18 protein-coding genes are annotated in these 20,323 nt (G+C 68.2%); 7 read left to right on the top strand and 11 right to left on the bottom strand.

Going from position 1 to position 20,323, the window contains the following annotated elements:
• Window positions 1–113: 113 nt before the first annotated feature.
• Window positions 114–1,814, top strand: a complete 1,701-nt coding sequence (locus P8934_RS03235) for an L-lactate permease (RefSeq protein WP_278032904.1) — start codon at window positions 114–116, stop codon at window positions 1,812–1,814.
• Window positions 1,815–1,898: 84 nt separating this feature from the next.
• Here P8934_RS03235 and P8934_RS03230 read toward each other — a convergent pair whose 3' ends face one another.
• The 10 genes from P8934_RS03230 to P8934_RS03185 form a co-directional block, all read right to left on the bottom strand.
• Window positions 1,899–2,423 carry a gamma carbonic anhydrase family protein gene (locus P8934_RS03230; RefSeq protein ID WP_278032903.1) on the bottom strand — a complete coding sequence of 175 codons (525 nt, stop codon included), beginning with the start codon at window positions 2,421–2,423 and terminating at the stop codon, window positions 1,899–1,901.
• Window positions 2,424–2,457: 34 nt separating this feature from the next.
• Window positions 2,458–3,471 carry a low-specificity L-threonine aldolase gene (gene ltaE, locus P8934_RS03225; protein WP_278032902.1) on the bottom strand — a complete coding sequence of 338 codons (1,014 nt, stop codon included), beginning with the start codon at window positions 3,469–3,471 and terminating at the stop codon, window positions 2,458–2,460.
• 75 nt (window positions 3,472–3,546) lie between these two features.
• Window positions 3,547–6,552: an FAD-binding and (Fe-S)-binding domain-containing protein gene (locus P8934_RS03220; RefSeq protein ID WP_278032901.1), complete on the bottom strand. Its 3,006-nt coding sequence runs from the start codon at window positions 6,550–6,552 to the stop codon at window positions 3,547–3,549.
• 36 nt (window positions 6,553–6,588) lie between these two features.
• Window positions 6,589–7,797, bottom strand: a complete 1,209-nt coding sequence (locus tag P8934_RS03215; protein ID WP_278032900.1) for an aminotransferase class V-fold PLP-dependent enzyme — start codon at window positions 7,795–7,797, stop codon at window positions 6,589–6,591.
• A gap of 62 nt (window positions 7,798–7,859) precedes the next feature.
• Window positions 7,860–9,047, bottom strand: coding sequence for a CoA transferase (locus tag P8934_RS03210; RefSeq protein WP_278032899.1), 1,188 nt, complete (start codon window positions 9,045–9,047; stop codon window positions 7,860–7,862).
• Between the two features lie 31 nt (window positions 9,048–9,078).
• Window positions 9,079–9,864, bottom strand: coding sequence for an enoyl-CoA hydratase/isomerase family protein (locus P8934_RS03205; protein ID WP_278032898.1), 786 nt, complete (start codon window positions 9,862–9,864; stop codon window positions 9,079–9,081).
• 29 nt (window positions 9,865–9,893) lie between these two features.
• Window positions 9,894–11,174: a TRAP transporter large permease gene (locus P8934_RS03200; RefSeq protein ID WP_133636092.1), complete on the bottom strand. Its 1,281-nt coding sequence runs from the start codon at window positions 11,172–11,174 to the stop codon at window positions 9,894–9,896.
• A complete protein-coding gene (locus P8934_RS03195; RefSeq protein ID WP_278032897.1) occupies window positions 11,171–11,689 on the bottom strand; it encodes a TRAP transporter small permease subunit in 519 nt (172 codons plus the stop codon). Before P8934_RS03195 ends, P8934_RS03200 begins: the two co-directional genes overlap by 4 nt.
• 73 nt (window positions 11,690–11,762) lie before the next feature.
• Window positions 11,763–12,749, bottom strand: coding sequence for a TRAP transporter substrate-binding protein (locus tag P8934_RS03190; RefSeq protein ID WP_278032896.1), 987 nt, complete (start codon window positions 12,747–12,749; stop codon window positions 11,763–11,765).
• Window positions 12,750–12,947: 198 nt separating this feature from the next.
• Window positions 12,948–13,409 (bottom strand): heme-binding protein, encoded by a 462-nt coding sequence (locus P8934_RS03185; RefSeq protein WP_278032895.1) that lies wholly within the window; start codon window positions 13,407–13,409, stop codon window positions 12,948–12,950.
• A gap of 175 nt (window positions 13,410–13,584) precedes the next feature.
• On the opposite strand from P8934_RS03185, the gene P8934_RS03180 reads away from it, so the two are divergent.
• Window positions 13,585–14,268 carry a GntR family transcriptional regulator gene (locus P8934_RS03180; RefSeq protein ID WP_278032894.1) on the top strand — a complete coding sequence of 228 codons (684 nt, stop codon included), beginning with the start codon at window positions 13,585–13,587 and terminating at the stop codon, window positions 14,266–14,268.
• A 3-nt stretch (window positions 14,269–14,271) separates the two neighbouring features.
• Here P8934_RS03180 and glcC read toward each other — a convergent pair whose 3' ends face one another.
• Window positions 14,272–15,051, bottom strand: coding sequence for a transcriptional regulator GlcC (glcC, locus tag P8934_RS03175; protein WP_133636088.1), 780 nt, complete (start codon window positions 15,049–15,051; stop codon window positions 14,272–14,274).
• 194 nt (window positions 15,052–15,245) lie between these two features.
• Between glcC and glcD the strand changes: the two genes are divergently transcribed.
• The 5 genes from glcD to P8934_RS03150 all read left to right on the top strand — a co-directional run bounded on the left by glcD (window position 15,246) and on the right by P8934_RS03150 (window position 20,265).
• On the top strand, window positions 15,246–16,745 hold the full coding sequence (gene glcD / locus P8934_RS03170; protein ID WP_133636087.1) for a glycolate oxidase subunit GlcD: 1,500 nt from the start codon (window positions 15,246–15,248) through the stop codon (window positions 16,743–16,745).
• 9 nt (window positions 16,746–16,754) lie between these two features.
• Window positions 16,755–17,858, top strand: coding sequence for a glycolate oxidase subunit GlcE (gene glcE, locus P8934_RS03165; RefSeq protein WP_278032893.1), 1,104 nt, complete (start codon window positions 16,755–16,757; stop codon window positions 17,856–17,858).
• A 1-nt stretch (window position 17,859) separates the two neighbouring features.
• Window positions 17,860–19,104, top strand: a complete 1,245-nt coding sequence (glcF, locus tag P8934_RS03160; RefSeq protein ID WP_278032892.1) for a glycolate oxidase subunit GlcF — start codon at window positions 17,860–17,862, stop codon at window positions 19,102–19,104.
• Between the two features lie 334 nt (window positions 19,105–19,438).
• Complete coding sequence (locus P8934_RS03155; RefSeq protein ID WP_278032891.1) at window positions 19,439–19,840, top strand: heme-binding protein; 402 nt, start codon at window positions 19,439–19,441, stop codon at window positions 19,838–19,840.
• Window positions 19,841–19,998: 158 nt separating this feature from the next.
• Entirely contained in the window at window positions 19,999–20,265 is a 267-nt protein-coding gene (locus P8934_RS03150; protein ID WP_278032890.1) for a DksA/TraR family C4-type zinc finger protein, read from the top strand.
• Window positions 20,266–20,323 lie beyond the last annotated feature (58 nt).

Below are 20,323 nucleotides of genomic sequence, written 5' to 3'. Positions count from 1 at the left end.
ATTATCCAACAATGGCCAAGCCAGGCGCCTGCGCTTAAGGTGCGCCTTCTTCATGCCCCGCACGGTCGGGGAGGCTCCACGACCAACCGTTCCAACGCGAAAGGAACCCCTCCATGAACGAAACGACACTCGCGCTGCTCGCCTTCGTGCCCCTGGTGCTGGCAGGTGTGCTGCTGATCGGCTTTCGCATGGCCGCCAGGACCGCCATGCCGGTGGTCTTCGTGGTCACCGCGCTGATCGGGCTGCTCGCCTGGGAGATGACCTTCTCCCGGGTGCTGGCCTCGACCCTGCAGGGCCTGATCCTGACGGTGGCGATCCTGTGGATCATCTTCGGCGCCATCCTGCTGCTCAATACCCTGAAGCACTCGGGGGGGATCAAGGCCATCCGCAACGGCTTCTCGGGGATCAGCCCGGACCGTCGCGTCCAGGCGATCATCGTCGCCTGGCTGTTCGGCTGCTTCATCGAGGGCGCCTCCGGCTTCGGCACCCCTGCCGCCGTGGCCGCGCCGCTGATGGTGGCGCTGGGCTTCCCGGCGCTGGCCGCCGTGGTGGTGGGCATGATGATCCAGTCTACCCCGGTCTCCTTCGGCGCCGTGGGCACCCCGATCGTGGTGGGGGTCTCCGGCGGCCTGGACCGCATCGGCATCACCGAGACCCTGGAAGCCGGCGGCGCCGGATGGATGGAGTACTTCCGCCTGATCGCCGGTGAAGTCGCGGTGATCCACGGCATCGTCGGCATCCTGATGCCGCTGATCATGGTGGTGATCATGGTGCGCTTCTTCGGCGCCAACCGCTCCTGGAAGGAAGGCCTCTCCATCGCCCCCTTCGCGATCTTCGCCGGTATCAGTTTCGTGGTGCCCTACATGCTGGCCGGCGTGCTGCTGGGGCCGGAGTTCCCGTCGATGATCGGCGCCATGGTCGGCCTGGCCATCGTCGTGCCGGCCGCCCGCCGCGGCTTCCTGATCCCCCAGGACACCTGGGACTTCCCGGAGAGCACCTCCTGGCCCGATGCCTGGATCGGCAAGCTCGAGATCAAGCTGGATGACGTCACCGGCAAGGCCCCGATGTCCACCCTGATGGGCTGGGTGCCCTATGTGCTGCTGGCGGTGATCCTGGTCGCCTCGCGCACCATCGAGCCGTTCAAGAATGCCCTGACCTCATTCGCCTTGAGCTGGAACAACATCCTCGGCGAGGCGGGCGTCTCCGGCAGCATCCAGCCGCTCTACCTGCCCGGCGGGATCCTGCTGATGGTGGTGCTGCTCACCGCCCTGCTGCACCGCATGCGCCTCGGCGAGCTCAAGGCCGCCTTCGGCGAGTCCACCCGTACCATCTTCGGCGCCGGCTTCGTGCTGATCTTCACCATCCCCATGGTGCGGATCCTGATCAACTCCGGCGTCAACGCCGCCGACCTGGTCTCCATGCCGGTGGCCATGGCCCAGTTCGTGGCCGACAGCGTGGGCGGGGTCTATCCGTTCTTCGCCCCGGCCGTGGGCGCGCTTGGCGCCTTCATCGCCGGCTCCAACACCGTCTCCAACCTGATGCTCTCCGACTTCCAGTTCAACGTCGCCCAGCAGCTCGGCCTCTCCACCGCCTTCATGGTGTCGCTGCAAGCCGTGGGCGCCGCGGCGGGCAACATGATCGCCATCCATAACGTGGTGGCGGCCTCGGCCACGGTGGGCCTGCTGGGCCGCGAGGGCGAGACCATCCGCAAGACCATCCTGCCCACGATCTACTACCTGATCGCCGCCGGGATCATCGGGCTGGTGGCCTTCTATGGGCTGGGCATCAGCGACCCGCTGCTGCGCCTGGGCTGATCGCCACCCGACTCACCGACAACAGCCCCCACGGCTCGGCCGTGGGGGCTGTGTCGTTTCCGGCCGGCCATCAGGCCGCAGGCCTCAGTCGATTCGCTTGAGTTCCGTGGCATGACGCCGGCCGCGTTCCACATAGCCCTCGGCGTTCTTCCTCAGGCCCGCGATGGCCTCCTCGGAGAGCTCGCGCACCACCCTGGCCGGCGCCCCCACGATCAGCGAGTTGTCGGGGAAGCTGGCTCCCTCCTTGACCACGGCCCCGGCCGCCACCAGGCAGTTGTTGCCGATCACCGCCCCGTTGAGGATCACCGCCTGGATGCCCACCAGGCTGCCGTCGCCGATGGTGCAGCCATGCAGCATGGCCTGGTGGCCCACGGTCACGCCCGTGCCGACCGACAGCGGGTAGCCGGGGTCGGCATGCAGCACCGCCCCGTCCTGGATATTGCTGCCCTCGCCCACCTCGAGGTGGTCGGTGTCGCCCCGCAACACCGCCTGGTACCAGACGCTGGCATTGCGCTTGAGGGTGACCCGGCCGATCACGTCGGCCGTCTCGGCCACGTAGACGTCATCACCGATTGCGGGGCGGTCCTCGCCGTACTGATAGATCGCCATGGATAGGGTCTCCTGTGAATGATGAACGGCTCGCTCAGGCCCCCGAGCGGGCCGAAAAGCTCCTGAAGGCGGCCAGGATGCGGGGGATGTCGTCGTCGCCGACGTCCAGGTGCAGGACCAGGCGGGTGGTCGCGCCCACGGCCGCCAGGATCCCCCGGGGCGCCAGGTGTGCCTCCAGTGCCCGGCCATCGGCCTCGGGCACCGCCAGGAATACCATGTTGGTGTCGCAGGCCTGCACCGAGATCCCGTCGATATCGGCCAGCCCCTCGGCCAGCTGCCGGGCATGGGCGTGATCCTCGGCCAGCCGCTCGACGTGATGCTCCAGGGCATGGTGACACCCCGCCGCCAGGATGCCGACCTGGCGCATGCCGCCGCCCAGGGTCTTGCGCCAGCGACGCGCCCGGGCGATCAAGGCCGCATCGCCCACCAGCACCGAGCCGACCGGGGCCCCCAGCCCCTTGGAGAAGCACAGCGACACCGAGTCGAAGCCCTGGCACAGGTCCGCCAGGGGCCGGCCGCTTGCCACCGCCGCGTTGAACAGGCGGGCACCGTCCAGGTGGGTGGCCAGGCCATGGACGCGTGCCAGGGCAAGGGCCTCTGCCTGGTAGTCGGCGGGCAGCACCCGGCCGCGGAAGGTGTTCTCCAGGGCCAGCAGCCGCGTCCGGGCATGGTGGATGTCGGCCCCCTTGATCGCGGCCTGCACCTTGTCCAGGGGCAGGCTGCCATCGGGGGCATGCTCGATGGGCTGGGCCTGGATGCCGCCGAGGGCCGCGGCACCGCCGCCCTCGTCGCGGTAGAGATGCGCGAGCTGGCCGGCGATGAACTCGTCGCCGCGCTGGCAGTGCGTCAGCAGGGCCGCCAGGTTGCTCTGGGTGCCCGAGGGAAGGAAGAGCCCGGCGGCCTTGCCCGCCCGCTCGGCCACCGCAGCCTCGAGGACGGCGACCGTGGGGTCGTCGCCCCAGACGTCATCGCCGACCTCGGCCCGTGCCATGGCCTCGCGCATGGCCGGGGTGGGCCGCGTCACGGTGTCGCTGCGCAGGTCGATCATGCTCAACCGCCTCTTCGGGTGTCGTTAAAGGGTGGTGCCGACGGGCCCGGATGCAGGGCGCCGTCGGCCGCCGACTCAGGCCAGCGCCCGCTCGAGGAGCCGGGCCACATGGATGGCCTCCCGGCCGCTGCCGTCGCGGATCTGGTGGCGACAGCTGGTGCCGTCGGCGACCAGCACGGCATCGTCAGCGGCCTCGCGGATCGCCGGCAGCAGCGACAGCTCGGCCATCTTCATCGAGGCATCAAAGTGCTCCGCCTCGAAGCCGAAGCTGCCCGCCATGCCGCAGCAGGAGGACTCGATGGTCTCGACCTCGAGGCCGGGAATCCAGGAGAGCACCTGCTCGACCGGACGCACGGCATCGAAGGCCTTCTGGTGGCAGTGGCCATGCAGCATGGCCCGCGGGTGATCCACCGGCTTGAGGTCGAGCGGCAACTCGCCCGCGTCACGCGCCCGGACCAGGAACTCCTCGAACAGGAAGGCCGACTCGGAGAGGGCCTTGGCCTCCTTGCCGAAGCCATACTGCAGGAACTCGTCGCGCAGGGTCAGCAGGCAGGAGGGCTCGAGCCCGACGATCGCCACGCCCCGCCTGACATGGGGCATCAGGTGGTCCAGGGTGCGGCGCGCCTCCAGTCGCGCCTTGTCGAACTGCCCGGAGGAGAGGTAGGTGCGTCCGCAGCACAGCGGCCGCTCGCCTTTCTTGACGTTGAGGTGCACCCGGTAGCCGGCGGCCTCCAGTACCCGCTTGGCCGCCCGGGCATTCTCGCCCTCCAGGTAGTTGTTGAAGGTATCGACGAAGAGCAGCACCTCCCGCGGGGCCTGGACCACCTCACCCTGCGGTTCGGCGAGGAAGTTGCCGCGAAAGCGCGGGAAGTCGCGCTGCACCGCGAGCCCCAGGGCCGTCTTGACCCGTCGCGAGAGCAGCGGCATGCGCTCCACGGCCCCCAGCAGGCCGGAGAATCGGCTGGCCCAGGGGGCATAGCGTGGCATCTCGCCGACCATGCGATCTCGCCATGACAGCCCCCTGGCCTTCGCCCGGGCGGTACGCGCCTCGATCTTGAACTTGGCCATGTCGACCCCGGTGGGACAGTCGCGCTTGCAGCCCTTGCAGGAGACGCAGAGGTCGAGCGCCTCCTTGACGTCGTCGCTGGCCAGCCCCGCATCGCCGAGCTGGCCGGAGAGCACCAGGCGCAGGGTGTTGGCGCGCCCGCGGGTGAGATGCTGTTCGTCGCGGGTGATGCGATAGCTCGGGCACATGGTGCCGGCATCGAACTTGCGGCAGTGGCCGTTGTTGTTGCACATCTCCACCGCCATGGCCAGGCCATGGGTGGGATCGCCGGCGCTGCCGGGCTCGCCCTGTTCGCCGGAGAGCGGGTCGCGGGTGACGTCCCAGGGCGACCAGTCGAACACCGGCGTCATCGGGATCGTCCGGTAGGTGGAGGCAAAGCGGAAGTAGCGCTCGTCATCCATCCGCGGGGTGTCGACGATCTTGCCCGGGTTGAAACGATTCTCGGGGTCGAACAGCCGCTTCACCTCGCGGAAGGCATCGTTGACGGTCTCGCCGAACTGCCAGGCGACCCATTCTCCGCGGCACAGGCCATCGCCATGCTCGCCGGAGTAGGCGCCCTTGTACTCGCGCACCAGGGCGGAGGCCTGCTCGGCGATCTCGCGCATCTTCCCGGCGCCGTCGCGGCGCATGTCGAGGATCGGCCGCACGTGGAGGGTGCCGACACTGGCATGGGCGTACCAGGTGCCCTCGGTGCCATGGCGATGGAACACCTCGGTCAACCTGTCGGTGTACTCGGCCAGGTGCTCCAGCGGCACCGCGCAGTCCTCGATGAAGGAGACCGGCTTGCCGTCCCCCTTCATGCTCATCATGATGTTGAGACCCGCCTTGCGCACGTTCCACAGCGCCTTCTGCTCGGCGGGCTCGGGCATCTCCACCACGCTCTCCGGCAGGCCCAGGTCGGCCATCAGCTCGTTCAGGCGCCTGAGGGCGCGGAGCTGGGCCTCGCGGTCCTCACCGGCGAACTCCACCAGCAATACCGCCTCGGGCCTGCCGATCAGCGCCTTCTCGATCACCGGGCGAAAGGCCGGGTTCTCCAGCGAGAGATCGATCATGGTGCGATCGACCAGCTCCACCGCGGAGGGGTCGAGGGTGACGATGTGCTGGGTGAGGTCCATCGCCCGGTAGAAGGTGGGGAAGTTCACCACCCCGAGCACCTTGTGCTCGGGCAGCGGCGAGAGGCGCAGGGTGATCCGGCGGCTCACGGCAAGGGTGCCTTCGGAGCCCACCAGCAGGTGGGCGAGGTTGGCGCGCCCGTCCGGGTCATAGGGCTTGGGGTTCTGGCAGTCGAAGAGATCCAGGTTGTAGCCGCCGACGCGGCGCAGCACCTTGGGGAAGTGCTCGCGGATCTCGGGGGCCACGCCGTCGGCGATGGCCTTCACCCGCTCGGCCAGTTCGCGCACCCTCCCCGAGGCCGGCAACTGGTCGACGAAGCCGAAGTGGCCCTCGCTGCCGTCGGCCAGCAGCGCATCCACGCCCAGCACGTTGTGCACCATGTTGCCGTAGCGGATCGAGCGCGAGCCGCAGGAGTTGTTCCCGGCCATGCCGCCGAGGGTGCACTGGGCGCTGGTGGAGACATCCACCGGGTACCAGAGGCCATGGGGCTTGAGCCAGGCGTTGAGGTGGTCAAGCACGATCCCGGGCTCGACCACCACGGTGCGCGCCTCGGGGTCGAACTCGACGACCTCGTCGAGCCAGCGGGTGCTGTCGATCACCAGCGCCTCGCCCACCGTCTGGCCGCACTGGCTGGTGCCGGCGCCGCGCGCGAGCACCGGCACCCCGGCGTCCCGGGCGACCTCCAGCGCCAGCGCCAGGTCCCGCTGGTGGCGGGGAATCGCCACGCCCACCGGGGTGACCTGGTAGATCGAGGCATCCGTCGAGTAGCGGCCCCGCGAGGCGTCATCGAACAGCACCTCGCCCTCGAGCTCGCGAGACAGCCGGGCCGCCAGCTCGGTCACCGGCTTGATCCGGGCATCGGGGGCCCGGCCGGCCCGGGAATTGTCCTTCAGGGACGTCATGGGATCATCCTCCGCCATGCGTGGCACTGCCGATGGTCAGTGGGCGGCCTCGAGGGGCTGGCCAGCGAAGTAGTCCAGCGCGGCCGCCACGCCGCTGCCCTTCAATGGCACGCCCGCCAGCTTCATGCCCGCCTCGCAGCCACCCAGGGTGGCGATCAGGGTCAGGTCGTTGCAGTCGCCCAGGTGGCCGATGCGGAACATCTTGCCCTTGGCCTTGCCGAGCCCCGTGCCCAGCGACAGGTCGAAGCGCTCGTAGATGATCTTGCGCACCGCGTCGGCGTCGGTCCCCTCGGGCATCACCACCCCGGTGAGCACCGGCGAGTACACGGCCGGATCCTGGCACTGGACCTCCAGTCCCCAGGCCTCCACCGCCGTGCGCACGCCGGCGGCCCAGCGCTGGTGGCGCGCCAGCACGTGCTCCAGCCCCTCCTCGAGCAGCATGTCCAGCGACTCGTTGAGGCCGTAGAGCAGGTTGGTGCTGGGGGTATAGGGCCAGTAGCCGTTCCGGTTGGCCTCGAGGATCTCGTCCCACGCCCAGAAGCTCTTCGGCATGGCGTTGTGGCGGCTCGCTTCGATGGCCTTGTCGGAGACCGCGTTGAAGCTGATCCCCGGGGGCAGCATCAAGCCCTTCTGGGAGCCGGAGATGGTCACGTCCACCCCCCACTCGTCATGGCGGTAGTCGGCACTGGCCAGCCCCGAGATGGTGTCGACCAGCAGCAGCGCCGGGTGACCGGCGGCGTCGATCGCGCGACGCACCGCCGCGATGTCGCTGGTCACCCCGGTGGAGGTCTCGTTGTGCACCACGCAGACTGCCTTGAGCCTGTGCCCCGTGTCTTCCCTCAGGCGCGCCTCGATCATGTCGGCCTGCACGCCGTGGCGCCAGCCCTCGTAGCCCGGCAGGCCGATGAACTCGGGCGCCAGGCCCAGGCGGGTGGCCATCCTGTGCCAGAGGGTGGCGAAGTGGCCGGTCTCGAACATCAGCACCTCGTCGCCCGGCGAGAGGGTATTGGCAAGCGCCGCCTCCCAGGCGCCGGTGCCCGACGCCGGGTAGATGATCACCGGGTTGTCGGTCTTGAAGACCTTCTTGACCTTGCCGAGCAACTCGCGTCCCAGCGCCCCGAACTCCGGGCCCCGGTGGTCGATGGTCGGCAGGCTCATGGCGCGCAGGATGCGATCCGGCACCGGGGAGGGGCCGGGAATCTGGAGGAAGTGGCGACCAGAGGGGTGGAAGTCGAGGTTCAGCATGAGTCAATCTCCGTGCATCTTGTTCTTGGATAATGAATGCAATCCATGTCTCGAAAAGGCGCCTACTTGATGCAGCCCTCGGCCCTCAGGGTCTCGAGCTCCTCGGCAGACAACCCCATGCCACCGAGGACTTCATCGGTGTGCTGGGCGAACAGCGGTGCCGGCTGACGGATCTGCGACGGGGTACGCGAGAACTTGCTGGGGAAACCGATGGTCTTCATCCGACCGATCTTCGGGTGGTCCATTTCCTGCACCATGCCGCGCGCCAGGTAGTGCTCGTCGCTCATGGCCTGGGCGAAATCGTTGATCGGCCCGGCGGGCACCCCGGCCGTGTCGCAGCGCGCGAGCCAGTCGTCGACGTCACGCTCGGCCATGATCGATTCCAGCAGCGCCTCGAGTTCCTCGACATGCTGGCCTCGGTCGTGATTGGTCAGGAAGCGAGGGTCTTCCATCAGCTCGGGGCGTTCCAGGACATCGCCGGCGAAGCGCTCCCAGGTGCGCTGGTTGGCGCAGCCGAGCATCAGGTAGCCGTCTCGGGCCTTGATCGCCTGGTAGGGCGCCGAGACCCGATGCCGCCAGCCGGTCGGCTCGGGCACCCGGCCCTCGGCAAAGTAGGCGGCCGCCTCCCAGGTGTACCAGGGCAGGCCACACTCGGTGATGGCGATGTCGATATGCTGGCCCTCGCCGGTGTTCATCTTGTGGATGCAGGCGGCGAGGATCGAGTAGGTGGCGGTCAGGCCGGCGCCGATATCGTAGACGGCGATGCCGGTCTTCAGCGGCCGACGACCCGGCTCGCCGGTCATCGACATCAGCCCGGTCATCCCCTGGGCAACCAGGTCGAAGCCCCCCTTGTGCCGGTAGGGCCCGGTCTGGCCGTAGCCGGAGATCGAGCAGTAGACGATGCCCGGGTTGATCGCCTTGATGGTGTCGTAGTCGATCTTCAGCGACTGGGTCACCCCGGTGCGGTAGTTCTCGACGATGACGTCGGCGTCCCGGGCCAGGCGGTAGAAGATCTCCCGGGCCCGGTCGTCCTTGAGGTTGAGCGAGATGCTCTTCTTGTTGCGGTTGATCTGCGAGAAGCAGGTCGACTCGTCGTTGACATAGGGGCCCATCTGGCGACTGTCATCGCCGCCGTTGAGCTTCTCGACCTTGATCACCTCCGCGCCCATGTCGGCCAGCACCATGGTGCAGTAGGGACCGGCCATGATCTGGGAGATGTCGAGGACCTTGAGGTTCTGCAGTGGCAGCATCGCTGTGCTCCCTCCATTGCTGTCATTCATGCTAGCGGCCGCGCCACTCGAAGGGCGTCTTGTGGACGAACCGGTTCACCGCCGCCTTGAAGTCGTCGCTCATGTAGCAGGTGGTGACCCAGTCGTCCCCGGCCTCGGGGTCGGGACGACGCTCGGCGAGCACCCGCCCCACCAGCGCCTTGCTGGCCTGGACGGTGAGCGGGGCGCGCCGCGCGAATTCGGCGGCGATGGCCGCCACCTCCTCATGGATCACCTCGGCGTCGAACACCGCGTTGACCAGTCCCGCCTGGGCCGCCTCCTCGGCCCCGAACAGCCTGGCCATCATCAGCGCCTCCTTGGTGCGGGCCACGCCGATCATGTCGACCAGCCGAGAGACGTTGCTCATCGACAGGGTGTTGCCGAGCGTCCTGGCGATGGGCACACCGAACTTCATGCTGGGCGTGCAGTAGCGGAAGTCGCAGACCAGCGCCAGGGCGGCTCCGCCCCCCACGCAGGCCCCCTCGATCAGGGCAATGGTCGGCCTGGGCAGGGCCTCGAGCTTGCCCACCACCCGGTCGATGCGCCGCTCGTAGCCGATGGCATCCTCGGGGGCGGCGAAGTGCGTGAACTGGCCGATGTCGGTGCCGGCCACGAAGGCCTCGCCCCCCATCCCATGCAGCACGACGGCCACCACCTCATCGTCCTGGGCAAGCCAGTCACAGCAGGCTTCCAGGGCGTCGTACATCTCCCAGGTCATGGCATTGCGGCTCGCCGGGCGATTGAAGCCGATCCAGGCGATTCCGCCCTCGCGCCGCAGGATCACGGATTCGTCGCTCATCATGTTTCTCCCATCAGGGGTCAGCGGCATCACCGGTAGAAGAGGTCCACCAGGCCCATGGGCACGACCGGCACATAGGTGACCAGCATCAGCAGCACGAACAGCAGGATCATGAAGGGCACATTGGCCTTGGCCACGTCCCAGATGTCCGCCTTGGCCACCGAGCAGGCCGTCATCAGCACGCTGGCCACCGGGGGCGTCTGCTGGCCGATGGCCAGGTTCAGGGTGACGATCATGCCGAAGTGGACCGGATCGATGCCGACCATCATCACCAGCGGCATGACGATGGGCACGGTGAGGATGATTGCCGCCGCCGAGTGCAGGATCATGCCGATCGCCAGCAGGAAGACGTTTAGCAGCGCCAGCACCATGTACTTGTTGCTGGTGAAATCGCCGATCACCGCCGCCAGCGTCTGGGGCAGCTGGGCCCGGGTGAGGAAGTCCCCCAGCAGGGCGGAGCTTGCCACCAGCAGCATGACCACGGCGGTCTGGACGCCGCCCTCGACCATGGCGCCGCGCAGGGTACTCCAGCGCAGCTCGCCATAGCGGAAGCTGATCAGCAGCGCCGCGACCACCGCCAGGGCGGCGCCCTCGGTGGCGGTCATGAAGCCACCAAAGATGCCCCCGAGGATGATCAGCGGCAGCAGGAAGGCGAGTCCCGCTGCCTTGAAGGTGGCCCAGACTCGCTTGAGCTGGAAGGCTTCCTCGACCGGGTACTTGTAGCGGACGGCGAAGAACCAGGCGAGCGCCATCATCGACAACCCGCCGAGCAGCCCCGGCACGATGCCGGCCACGAACAGCTGCACCACCGAGGTGTCGGCCATGGCCGCATAGAGGATCATCGGGATGGACGGCGGGATGATGATCGCCAGCGACGCCGAGGAGGAGGTGATCGCGGCGGTAAAGTCCGCCGGATAGCCCTTCTTCTTCATCGCCGGCATCAGGATGGAGCCGAGGGCGGCGACGTCGGCCACCGCCGAGCCGGAGATCTCGGCGAAGAACAGCGAGGTGCCGATGTTGACCATCGCCAGCCCGCCGCGGATGAAACCGAGCAGCGCCGAGGCGAAGTCGATCAATCGCTTCGAGATACCGCCGGTATTCATGATCGCCCCGGCGAGGATGAACAGGGGGATGGCGATCAGGGGAAACTTGGTGGCGCCCTCGAACATCACGATCGGGAAACTGAGCAGGCTGTTCGGGCCCTGCAGCACCAGCATGGCCAGCAGGGACACCGCGCCCAGCGCCACGGCGATGGGGATATTGATGAAGATCATCGCCAGGCCGGCCAGGAGGATCAGGGCAGTCGTCATTGCGCGTCCTCCACGATGTCATGCTCCGCGGGCGGCGCCTTGCCTTGCCAGGCTTCGCGCAGGATGGTCGGCAGGTTGACCAGTTCGGCGATCACGTAGAGCGCGGCGCCGATGGGGATGGTCGACTGGGTGACGGCGATCGGGATCGGCACGCTGACCAGGGTCGATCCCCCGAGGATCTGGATGACATGCACGCCATAGGCGGCGAGCATCACGAAGAAGGCCAGGATGATGACCTCACCGATCACCACCAGCGTCACGCGCACGGCACGCGGCTGGGAATAGACGAGGCCGGGGACGCTGATATGGCCGCGCTTGAGCGCGGCCAGGGCGGCACCGTAGTAGGTGACCCAGGCCAGCATCACGGCAGCCACCTCGTCGTACCAGCCGAGGGAATTGCCGGCAAAGCGGAAGATGACGCCGAGCAGCACGACGACTGCCAGCGACACCACCAGAAACATGGTGATGACCTCGAGCAACCACTCGAAGCCGGATCGTAATCTCGCGAGAGACATGAAGACGCTACTCCGTCGAGTCAGGGAAGGACCGCCCCGAGGGGCGGTCAGGAAGGTCGGCCGGACGGGAGGATCACTCCTCCTTGCCGAGCTCCAGCACGCGATCGATCAGATCGCTGCCGCCTTCCACTTCCTCGCCGAAGAGCTCATAGACAGGGCCGCTGGCGTCGATGAAGGCCTGCTTGTCAGCCTCGTTGACCTCCATCCCGGCGGCTTCCATCTCGCCGAGCAGCTCCTCGTCCTGCCGGGCAGCCGTCTCGTAGACGAAGTCCTGCACCTCCTGGGCGGTCTCCTCCAGGACCTCACGCACCTCTTCCGGCAGGTCCTCCCAGTGGCTCCTGGAGACCACCACGTAGGCCGGCGTGTAGACGTGGCCGGTCAACGACAGATAGTCCTGGACCTCCTGGAACTTCTGGGAGTAGATCTGCACCAGGGGGTTCTCCTGGCCGTCCATGGTGCCGGTCTGCAGCGCCGTGAAGACTTCCGAGAGGGCCATGGGTGACGGGTTGGCGCCGTACTCCTCGAACATGCGCACCCGCCACTTCCCCTTGGGGGTGCGCAGCTTGAGGCCATCCAGGTCCTCCGGCGTGTTGATGGGGCGGACGTTGTTGGTGATCTGACGGAAGCCGTTCTCCCAGACGGCGAGGATCTTGTAGCCCTCCTCCTCCACCAGCGGATAGAGCTGCGGCTCCAGTACCTCATCGATGACCCGCTTCATGTGCTCCCGGTCCTTGATGAGGTAGGGCATCTCGAACAGGCCGAACTCGTCGACCACCGAGGACATCACGGTGGAGGGCAGCGTGAAGGTGAGCTGGCCGAGCTTGAGCTTCTGCATCATGGAGCTGTCGCCACCCAGCTGGCTCGAGCCGTAGACCTCCACCTCATAGTCATCGCCCAGCCGCTCGTTGGCGCGCTTGGCAAACTCCGTGGCGGAGGCGTCGAACAACGACCCGGGGTTGCCGACGTGGCCGAACTGCAGCTCGGTCTGCGCCATGCCCAGGCCAGGCGTCATGGCGGCCGCCAGGGTGGTGGCGGCGAAGGCTGTCTTGATCACTTTCATGGGATTCTCCGGTGCTGGCTTGTTGTTGTATGCGTCTTGCCGGTGAGCCGAGCTCTACCCGGCATCCTCCAGCAGTAGCGGGCACCCGGATTGTGGTGTTGTTGCCCTGCGGTGACCGCCATGCCTCACCGATTCAATTTGAATTCAAAATTCATAATCAGATATTAAACTTTAGTCGTCCGCGCTCCAGGGGCACCCTCATTCCGGCTCGCGCCCCCAGGCGAGACCGGCAGCCTCGATGCCGGCGATCACGGCCGCTTCATCCTCGCCGGAGCTTGCCCCGCTGGCCCCGACGGCGCCGATCACCTGCCCTTCATCGTCGAGTATCGGAACCCCGCCGGCCACCGGCACGAAGTGCCCTGCCGAGGCCGCGGCCACACTGGCGAGAAAGGCGGGACGCTCGCTGTTGCGTTCGCCCACCACGCCGCTGGCGATGCCGTTCCCCAGGGCGGCGAAGGCCTTGCCCTGGGCCACCGGGAAACGCAGCGGGGCACAGCCGTCCTCGCGTTCGGCGGCGACGACATGCCCGCCACCGTCGAGCACCACCACGGTGAGTGGCTGCATATTCTGCTGACGCGCCAGCGCGAACGCCCCATCCAGGATGCAACGCGCCTGGCCTCGGCCAAGCTGGAAATGACTGCGAAAGACCTTGCCGGCCATGGGCGACTCCTGATGATGGTCGAGGTGGATATTGGCTGCATTTTGAATTCATAATACCTCTCGTGACAGAATGCCAGCCTGGTCCATCACCCAAGGGTGCACCGCCCGGCCGGCGAAGCGGCCGTCACCCTTTGCTGCGACCATCAGGACGCCATTGCCTCGAGGGACCCATGCCATGAGCAAGATCCAGCAGCGCAGCCTCTACCTGGATGTCGCCGACCGCGTCCGGGAGCTCATCGAGCAGGGGGATCTCGCCCCCGGCGAGCGGATATCCGAGAAGCAGCTCTGCGAGCGGTTCGGGGTGTCCCGCACGCCGCTGCGGGAGGCGCTAAAGGTCCTCGCCTCCGAGGGCCTGGTCGAGCTGCTGCCGAACCGCGGTGCCAGGGTCGTGCGCCTGACCCTGAAGATGGTGAAGGACACCTACGACCTGATGGGCGCCCTGGAGGGGCTCTCCGGCGAGCTCGCCTGCCAGAACATCAGCGACGAGGGGATCCGGACCATCCGTGCGCTGCATGACGAGATGCTGCGGCACTATCGCGAACGCAACCTGCCGGACTACTTCCGGGTCAACCAGCGCATCCATGAGGGTATCCTGGCCGCCTCGGCAAACGAGGTGCTGCAGGAGACCTACAGCAACCTCAGCCAGCGGGTGAAGCGGGTCCGCTACTCCAAGAAGATGACCGACGACTTCTGGCGCAAGGCCGTCCAGGACCATGAGCACATGATCCTTGCCCTGGAGGCACGCGACGGCAGGCGACTGGGCCAGATCCTGCGCGACCATCTCTGCAACAAGCTCGAGGTGGCCTCCCTTGCCGGCGTGATCGAGGACGAGACCGCCCTCGACGCCGCCACCTCCTGACCCCTACCCCCAGCCCTCGAGGCGCATGGCCGAGCGCTCCAGCCGCTGGTCCTCCGCCTCGATCTCGCGAAGCTGCTCGCCCACCCCGGAGAGGTGCTCCAGGGCGACACGCCGGGCGAGGACCGGCTTGCCCTCGATCACCGCACGATAGAGCCGCGCATGCTGGCGATTGATCATCTCCCGGGAACTCGGGCGGTGATAGAGGTTCTTCACCGAGGCGAACACCGAGCTCAGCAGCAGGTCGGTCAGGCTCTGCAGGGTGTGCACCAGCACCGGGTTGTGGGAGGCCTGGCAGATGGCCAGATGGAAGCCGTGGTCGAGTCGCGCCAGGCGCTCGACGTCGACCGACTCGGCGCTCTCCACATAGTCGACCATCGCCTGATAGCGGCGGGTTATCAGCACCCGGTCGGAGGGCGTGCCCCGGCTGGCCGCCAGCCTGGCCGACTCGCCCTCGAGCAGGGCCCGCACCTCCAGCAGGTCGAACAGCGTCCGCGGATGGTCGCGGAAGAGATGCATCAGCGGCGTGTCCTGGGCCGCCGTGACCAGCTCGGCCACCACCGAGCCCCGCCCCTGCCGAGTGACGATCACCCCCTTGCTGCGCAGCGTCCTGAGTGCCTCCCTCAGGGAGGCACGGGAGACCTGCAGCCGCTCGCTCAGGCGCCGCTCGGAGGGCAGCAGCTGGCCCGGGCGGAACACGCCGTCGAGGATCAGCTCCTCGAGCCTGGCCGCGATGGCGTCGGGCGTGCGCGAGGTGGTGACCAGCTCATCATGGTAGCGGGGCATGACCGTCTCCTCGGGGGATGTCCCCACGCGGTGCGAGGGTGTACCTTGGAAATACTTTCCAGAATTATACTCACAACTGGTCTGACCAGCGAACCAGAGACTGGACACGCCCGTCAAGAAAGCACAGATTGAAGGCCATCACCGGTCACCTGCCCGGCCCGCGCGGGTCAAGGGCCATCCAGCGAGGAAGCCATATGAACATCCTCTATGACGAGCGGCTCGACGGCGAGCTGCCGGAAATCGACAAGGCCGACGTCCTGGCCGACCTGCAGCAGGCCGCGCCCGGGCTCACCCTGCTGCACCGCGAGGAGGACCTGCGCCCCTTCGAGTGTGACGGGCTCTCCGCCTACCGCGTGCTGCCCATGCTGGTCGCCCTGCCCGAGACCCTCGAGCAGGTCGAGACGCTGATGAAGCGCTGCCGCGCCCTGGGCGTGCCGGTGGTGACCCGCGGGGCCGGTACCGGCCTCTCCGGCGGTGCCCTGCCCCTCGAGAAGGGGGTGCTGCTGGTGATGTCGCGCTTCAACCGCATCCTCGACGTGGACCCGGACGCCCGCATCGCCCGGCTCCAGCCCGGCGTGCGCAACCTGGCGATCTCCGAGGCGGCGGCCCCCTACGGCCTCTACTATGCGCCGGACCCCTCCTCGCAGATCGCCTGCTCCATCGGCGGCAACGTGGCCGAGAATGCCGGTGGCGTGCATTGCCTGAAGTACGGGCTGACCGTGCACAACGTCATGAAGGTGGAGGTGATCACCATCGAGGGCGAGCGCATGACGCTCGGCAGCGAGGCGCTGGACGCCGCGGGCCTCGACCTGCTGGCCCTGTTCACCGGTTCCGAGGGCATGCTCGGCGTGGTCACCGAGATCACGGTCAAGCTGCTGCCCAAGCCCGAGACCGCCAAGGTGCTGATGGCCAGCTTCGACGACGTCGAGAAGGCCGGCCGGGCGGTCGGCGACATCATCGCCGCCGGCATCATCCCCGGCGGGCTCGAGATGATGGACAAGCTCGCCATCCGCGCCGCCGAGGACTTCGTCAAGGCCGGCTATCCGGTGGAGGCCGAGGCCATCCTGCTCTGCGAGCTGGACGGGGTGGAGGCCGACGTCGACGACGACTGCGCCACCGTGCGCGCGGTGCTCGAGAAGGCCGGGGCCACCGGCATCCAGCAGGCCCGCGACGAGGCCGAGCGCGCCACCTTCTGGGCCGGGCGCAAGAACGCCTTCCCGGCGGTGGGGCGCATGTCGCCGGACTACTACTGCATGGACGGCACCATCCCGCGCCGCGAGCTGCCGCGGGTGCTGAAGGGCATCGCCGACTTCTCCGAGGAGTATGGCCTGCGGGTCGCCAACGTCTTCCACGCCGGCGACGGCAACATGCACCCGCTGATCCTCTTCGATGCCAACCGCCCAGGCGAGCTGGAGCAGGCCGAGGAGCTCGGCGGCAAGATCCTCGAGCTGTGCGTCGAGGTCGGCGGCTCGATCACCGGCGAGCACGGCGTGGGCCGCGAGAAGATCAACCAGATGTGCGCCCAGTTCAACCCGGGCGAACTGGCCACCTTCCATGCGGTCAAGGCGGCCTTCGACCCCGACCGCCTGCTCAACCCGGGCAAGAACATCCCGACCCTCGCCCGCTGCGCCGAGTTCGGTGCCATGCACGTGCACAACAACGAACTCCCGCACCCCGAGCTGCCCCGATTCTGAGGATTCCCCATGGTGGAGACACGCCCCCAACCGACCGACCAGGACACCAGCGAGGCCCTCGCCGAACGCGTTCGCCGCGCCACGGCCGAGGGCAGCCCGCTGCGCATCGTCGGCGGTGATACCAAGGCCTTCTACGGCCGCCCCGTCGACGGCGAGACCCTGTCCACCCGCGAGCACCGCGGGATCACCTACTACGATCCGGTGGAACTGATCGTCTCGGTGCGCAGCGGCACGCCGCTGGCCGAGCTCGAGGCCACCCTGGCCGAGAACGGCCAGATGCTCGGCTGCGAGCCACCCCACTTCGGCGTGGATGCCACCGTGGGCGGCATGGTCGCCACCGGCCTCTCCGGCCCCCGCCGGCCCTGGGCCGGCAGCGTGCGCGACTTCGTGCTGGGCACCCGGGTGATCACCCACGAGGGCCACCAGCAGCGCTTCGGCGGCGAGGTGATGAAGAACGTCGCCGGGTACGACCTGTCGCGGCTGATGGTGGGCGCCCAGGGGACCCTGGGGCTGATCACCGAGGTCTCGCTCAAGGTGCTGCCCCGACCCGGCGCCAGCCACAGCCTGCGCCTCGAGATGCCGCTGGCCGACGCCCAGGCGAAGCTCGCCGAGTGGGGGCGCCACCCGCTGCCCATCACCGCCGCTGCCTGGCACGCCGGCGCCCTGCACCTGCGCCTGGAGGGCGGGCCCAGCTCGGTCGCCGCCACCCGCGAGCGCCTCGGCGGCGACGAGCTGGACGCGGAGTTCTGGACGGCGCTTCGCGAGCAGACGCTGGACTTCTTCTCCCGGGACGACGCCCGCGCCCTGTGGCGCCTCTCGCTGCCCCACAACACGCCCTCGCTGGCGCTTTCCGGCGTCCAGGAAGCGGACATGCTCCACGACTGGGCCGGCACCCAGCGCTGGCTGCGCAGCGACCTGCCCGCCGACACCATCCGCGAGGCCTGCGCCCGCGCCGGCGGCCACGCCACCTGCCTGGGGTCCCGTGAGGGACCGGGCCAGCCCGACCCCTTCATGCCGCTGGAACCGGTGGTGGCCAAGTACCATCGAAACCTGAAGGCCCAGCTGGACCCGAAGGGCATCTTCAACCCGGGCCGACTCTACGCGGAGCTCTGAGATGCAGACGCACTTTACCGAGGAAGACCTCAAGAAGCCCCATATCCGCGAGGCCGATCGCGTTCTGCGCAGCTGCGTGCACTGCGGCTTCTGCAATGCCACCTGCCCCACCTACCAGCTGCTGGGCGACGAGCGCGACGGTCCGCGCGGGCGCATCTACCTGATGAAGGAGATGCTCGAGAGCCCGGAAGACGACACCCAGGTCACCGAGGAGACGCGGCTGCACCTCGATCGCTGCCTCACCTGCCTCAATTGCGAGACCACTTGCCCCTCCGGGGTGGAATACCACAAGCTGGTCAATATCGGCCGTGCCGAGATCGAGCGGCGCGTACCCCGCTCGCTGCCCGAGCGCACGCTGCGCTTCGGGCTGCGCAAGGCCCTGGTGGAGCCCGCACGCTTCAAGGCGCTGCTCAAGCTGGGCCAGACCTTCCGACCGCTGGTGCCGGGCACCCTCAGGGACAAGATGCCCCCGGCTCCTGTGGATGCAGGCGCCCGCCCCGAGGGCAAGCGACACGCGCGCCAGATGCTCATTCTCGAAGGCTGCGTGCAGCCCGGGCTCTCGCCCAACACCAATGCCGCCACCGCCCGGGTACTGGACCGCCTCGGGATCGGCCTGACCCCGGCCCCGGAAGCCGGCTGCTGCGGTGCCATCGACTTCCACCTCAACGCTCAGGAAGCCGGCCGTGCCCGCATGCGCGCCAACATCGACGCCTGGTGGCCCCATATCGAGAAAGAGGGCGAGGCCGGGGTTGAAGCAATAGTGCAGACCGCCAGCGGCTGTGGCGCCTTCGTCAAGGAGTATGGCGAGATGCTCGCCGACGACCCCGACTATGCCCACAAGGCCGAGCGCATCAGCGCGCTCGCCAAGGACCTGGTGGAGGTGCTGCGCGACGAGGACCTCACTGGCCTCGAGGTGAAGGAGCGGCGCCGGCTCGCCTTCCACTGCCCCTGCACCCTGCAGCACGCCCAGAAGCTCGGCGGCGCCGTGGACCAGGTGCTCGGCCGGCTCGGCTTCGCCCTCACCCCGGTACAGGATGCCCACCTCTGCTGCGGCTCGGCGGGCACCTACTCCGTCACCCAGCCGGAACTCGCCACCCAGCTGCGCGACAACAAGCTCGACAACCTCGAGGCCGGCAACCCGGAGGTGATCGTCACGGCCAATATCGGCTGCCAGACCCACCTGGCCGGGGCCAACCGCACCCCGGTGAGGCACTGGATCGAGATCGTCGACGAGGCACTGGCATGAACGATCGTCACGGCGCTCAATCATTCAGCTGCCAGACCCACCTGGCCGGGGCCAACCGCACCCCGGTGAGGCACTGGATCGAGATCGTCGACGAGGCACTGGCATGAACGATCGTCACGGCGCTCAATCATTCAGCTGCCAGAACCGCCTGGCCGGGGCCAACCGCACCCCGGTCCGGCACTGGATCGAGATCCTCGACGAGGCACTGGCATGACGGATCGTCACCGCGCTCAATCATTCAGCTGCCAGACCCGCCTGGCCGGGGCCATACGCGCCCCGGTGAAGCACTGGATCGAGAACGTCGACAAGGCACTAGCCCCCTAAGGAGAACACCATGCAGACAAAGCCCGTACTGACCCTGGATGACGTCAACGCCATCCTCGACGCCGCCCAGCAGGAAGCCCAGACTAATGGCTGGGCCGTGACCGTGGCCGTGGCCGACGATGGCGGCCACCTCCTCGGCCTGCGTCGCCTCGACGGTGCCCCGCCCTTCAGCGCCGACGTCGCCACCGAGAAGGCGCGTAACGCCGCCATCGGGCGCAAGGAGACCCAGGTCTTCGAGGACATGATCAACAACGGCCGGACCGCCTTCGTGACGGCCCCCATGCAGGCCCTGCTGGCCGGCGGTGTCCCGGTGCTCGTCGATGGCCAGGTGGCCGGCAGCGTCGGCATCTCCGGCGTCAAGCCGGACCAGGACGTCCAGGTCGCCAAGGCCGGCGTCGCCGCCATCGGCTGAGCACCTCGCGTCCTGCCCGCGACCAGGCCCCGCCCTTGCGGGGCCTTTCTGATGGCACTGCCGCCCGAGACGCGTGGGCATGGAACTCATCCCGGGAGTGGTCCAGACTGGGACGATATCCGGTCGGGCCGACGCCTCAGGCGCGCGAGGAGGAGCTCATGGCGGGAGGATGGTCGAAGGATGGTGCCGTCCAGGAGCAGATCGACAGTACCGTCGAGGATGCCCTGGCACGCTCGCGCCGGCAGCTGCCGGACGGCGAGAGTGCCGAGCACTGCGCGGCGTGCGGAGAACCGATCCCGCAGGCGCGCCGCGAGGCGATCCGGGGGGTGCGCTTCTGTGTCACCTGCCAGGCCGAGCGCGACCAGCGCCCCTCGGGCCAAAGCGGCTACAATCGCCGCGGCAGCAAGGACAGCCAGCTGCGCTGACGGTCCTGGATGCCAAGGGCTTGTCCGCCCCTGAGATACCGGCAATCACGGCCCCGAT

It is taken from the genome of Halomonas sp. CKK8 (genome assembly GCF_029625235.1).
Classification (GTDB): Bacteria; Pseudomonadota; Gammaproteobacteria; order Pseudomonadales; family Halomonadaceae; genus Halomonas; species Halomonas ventosae.
This window is presented reverse-complemented; position numbering and strand designations above follow the sequence as displayed.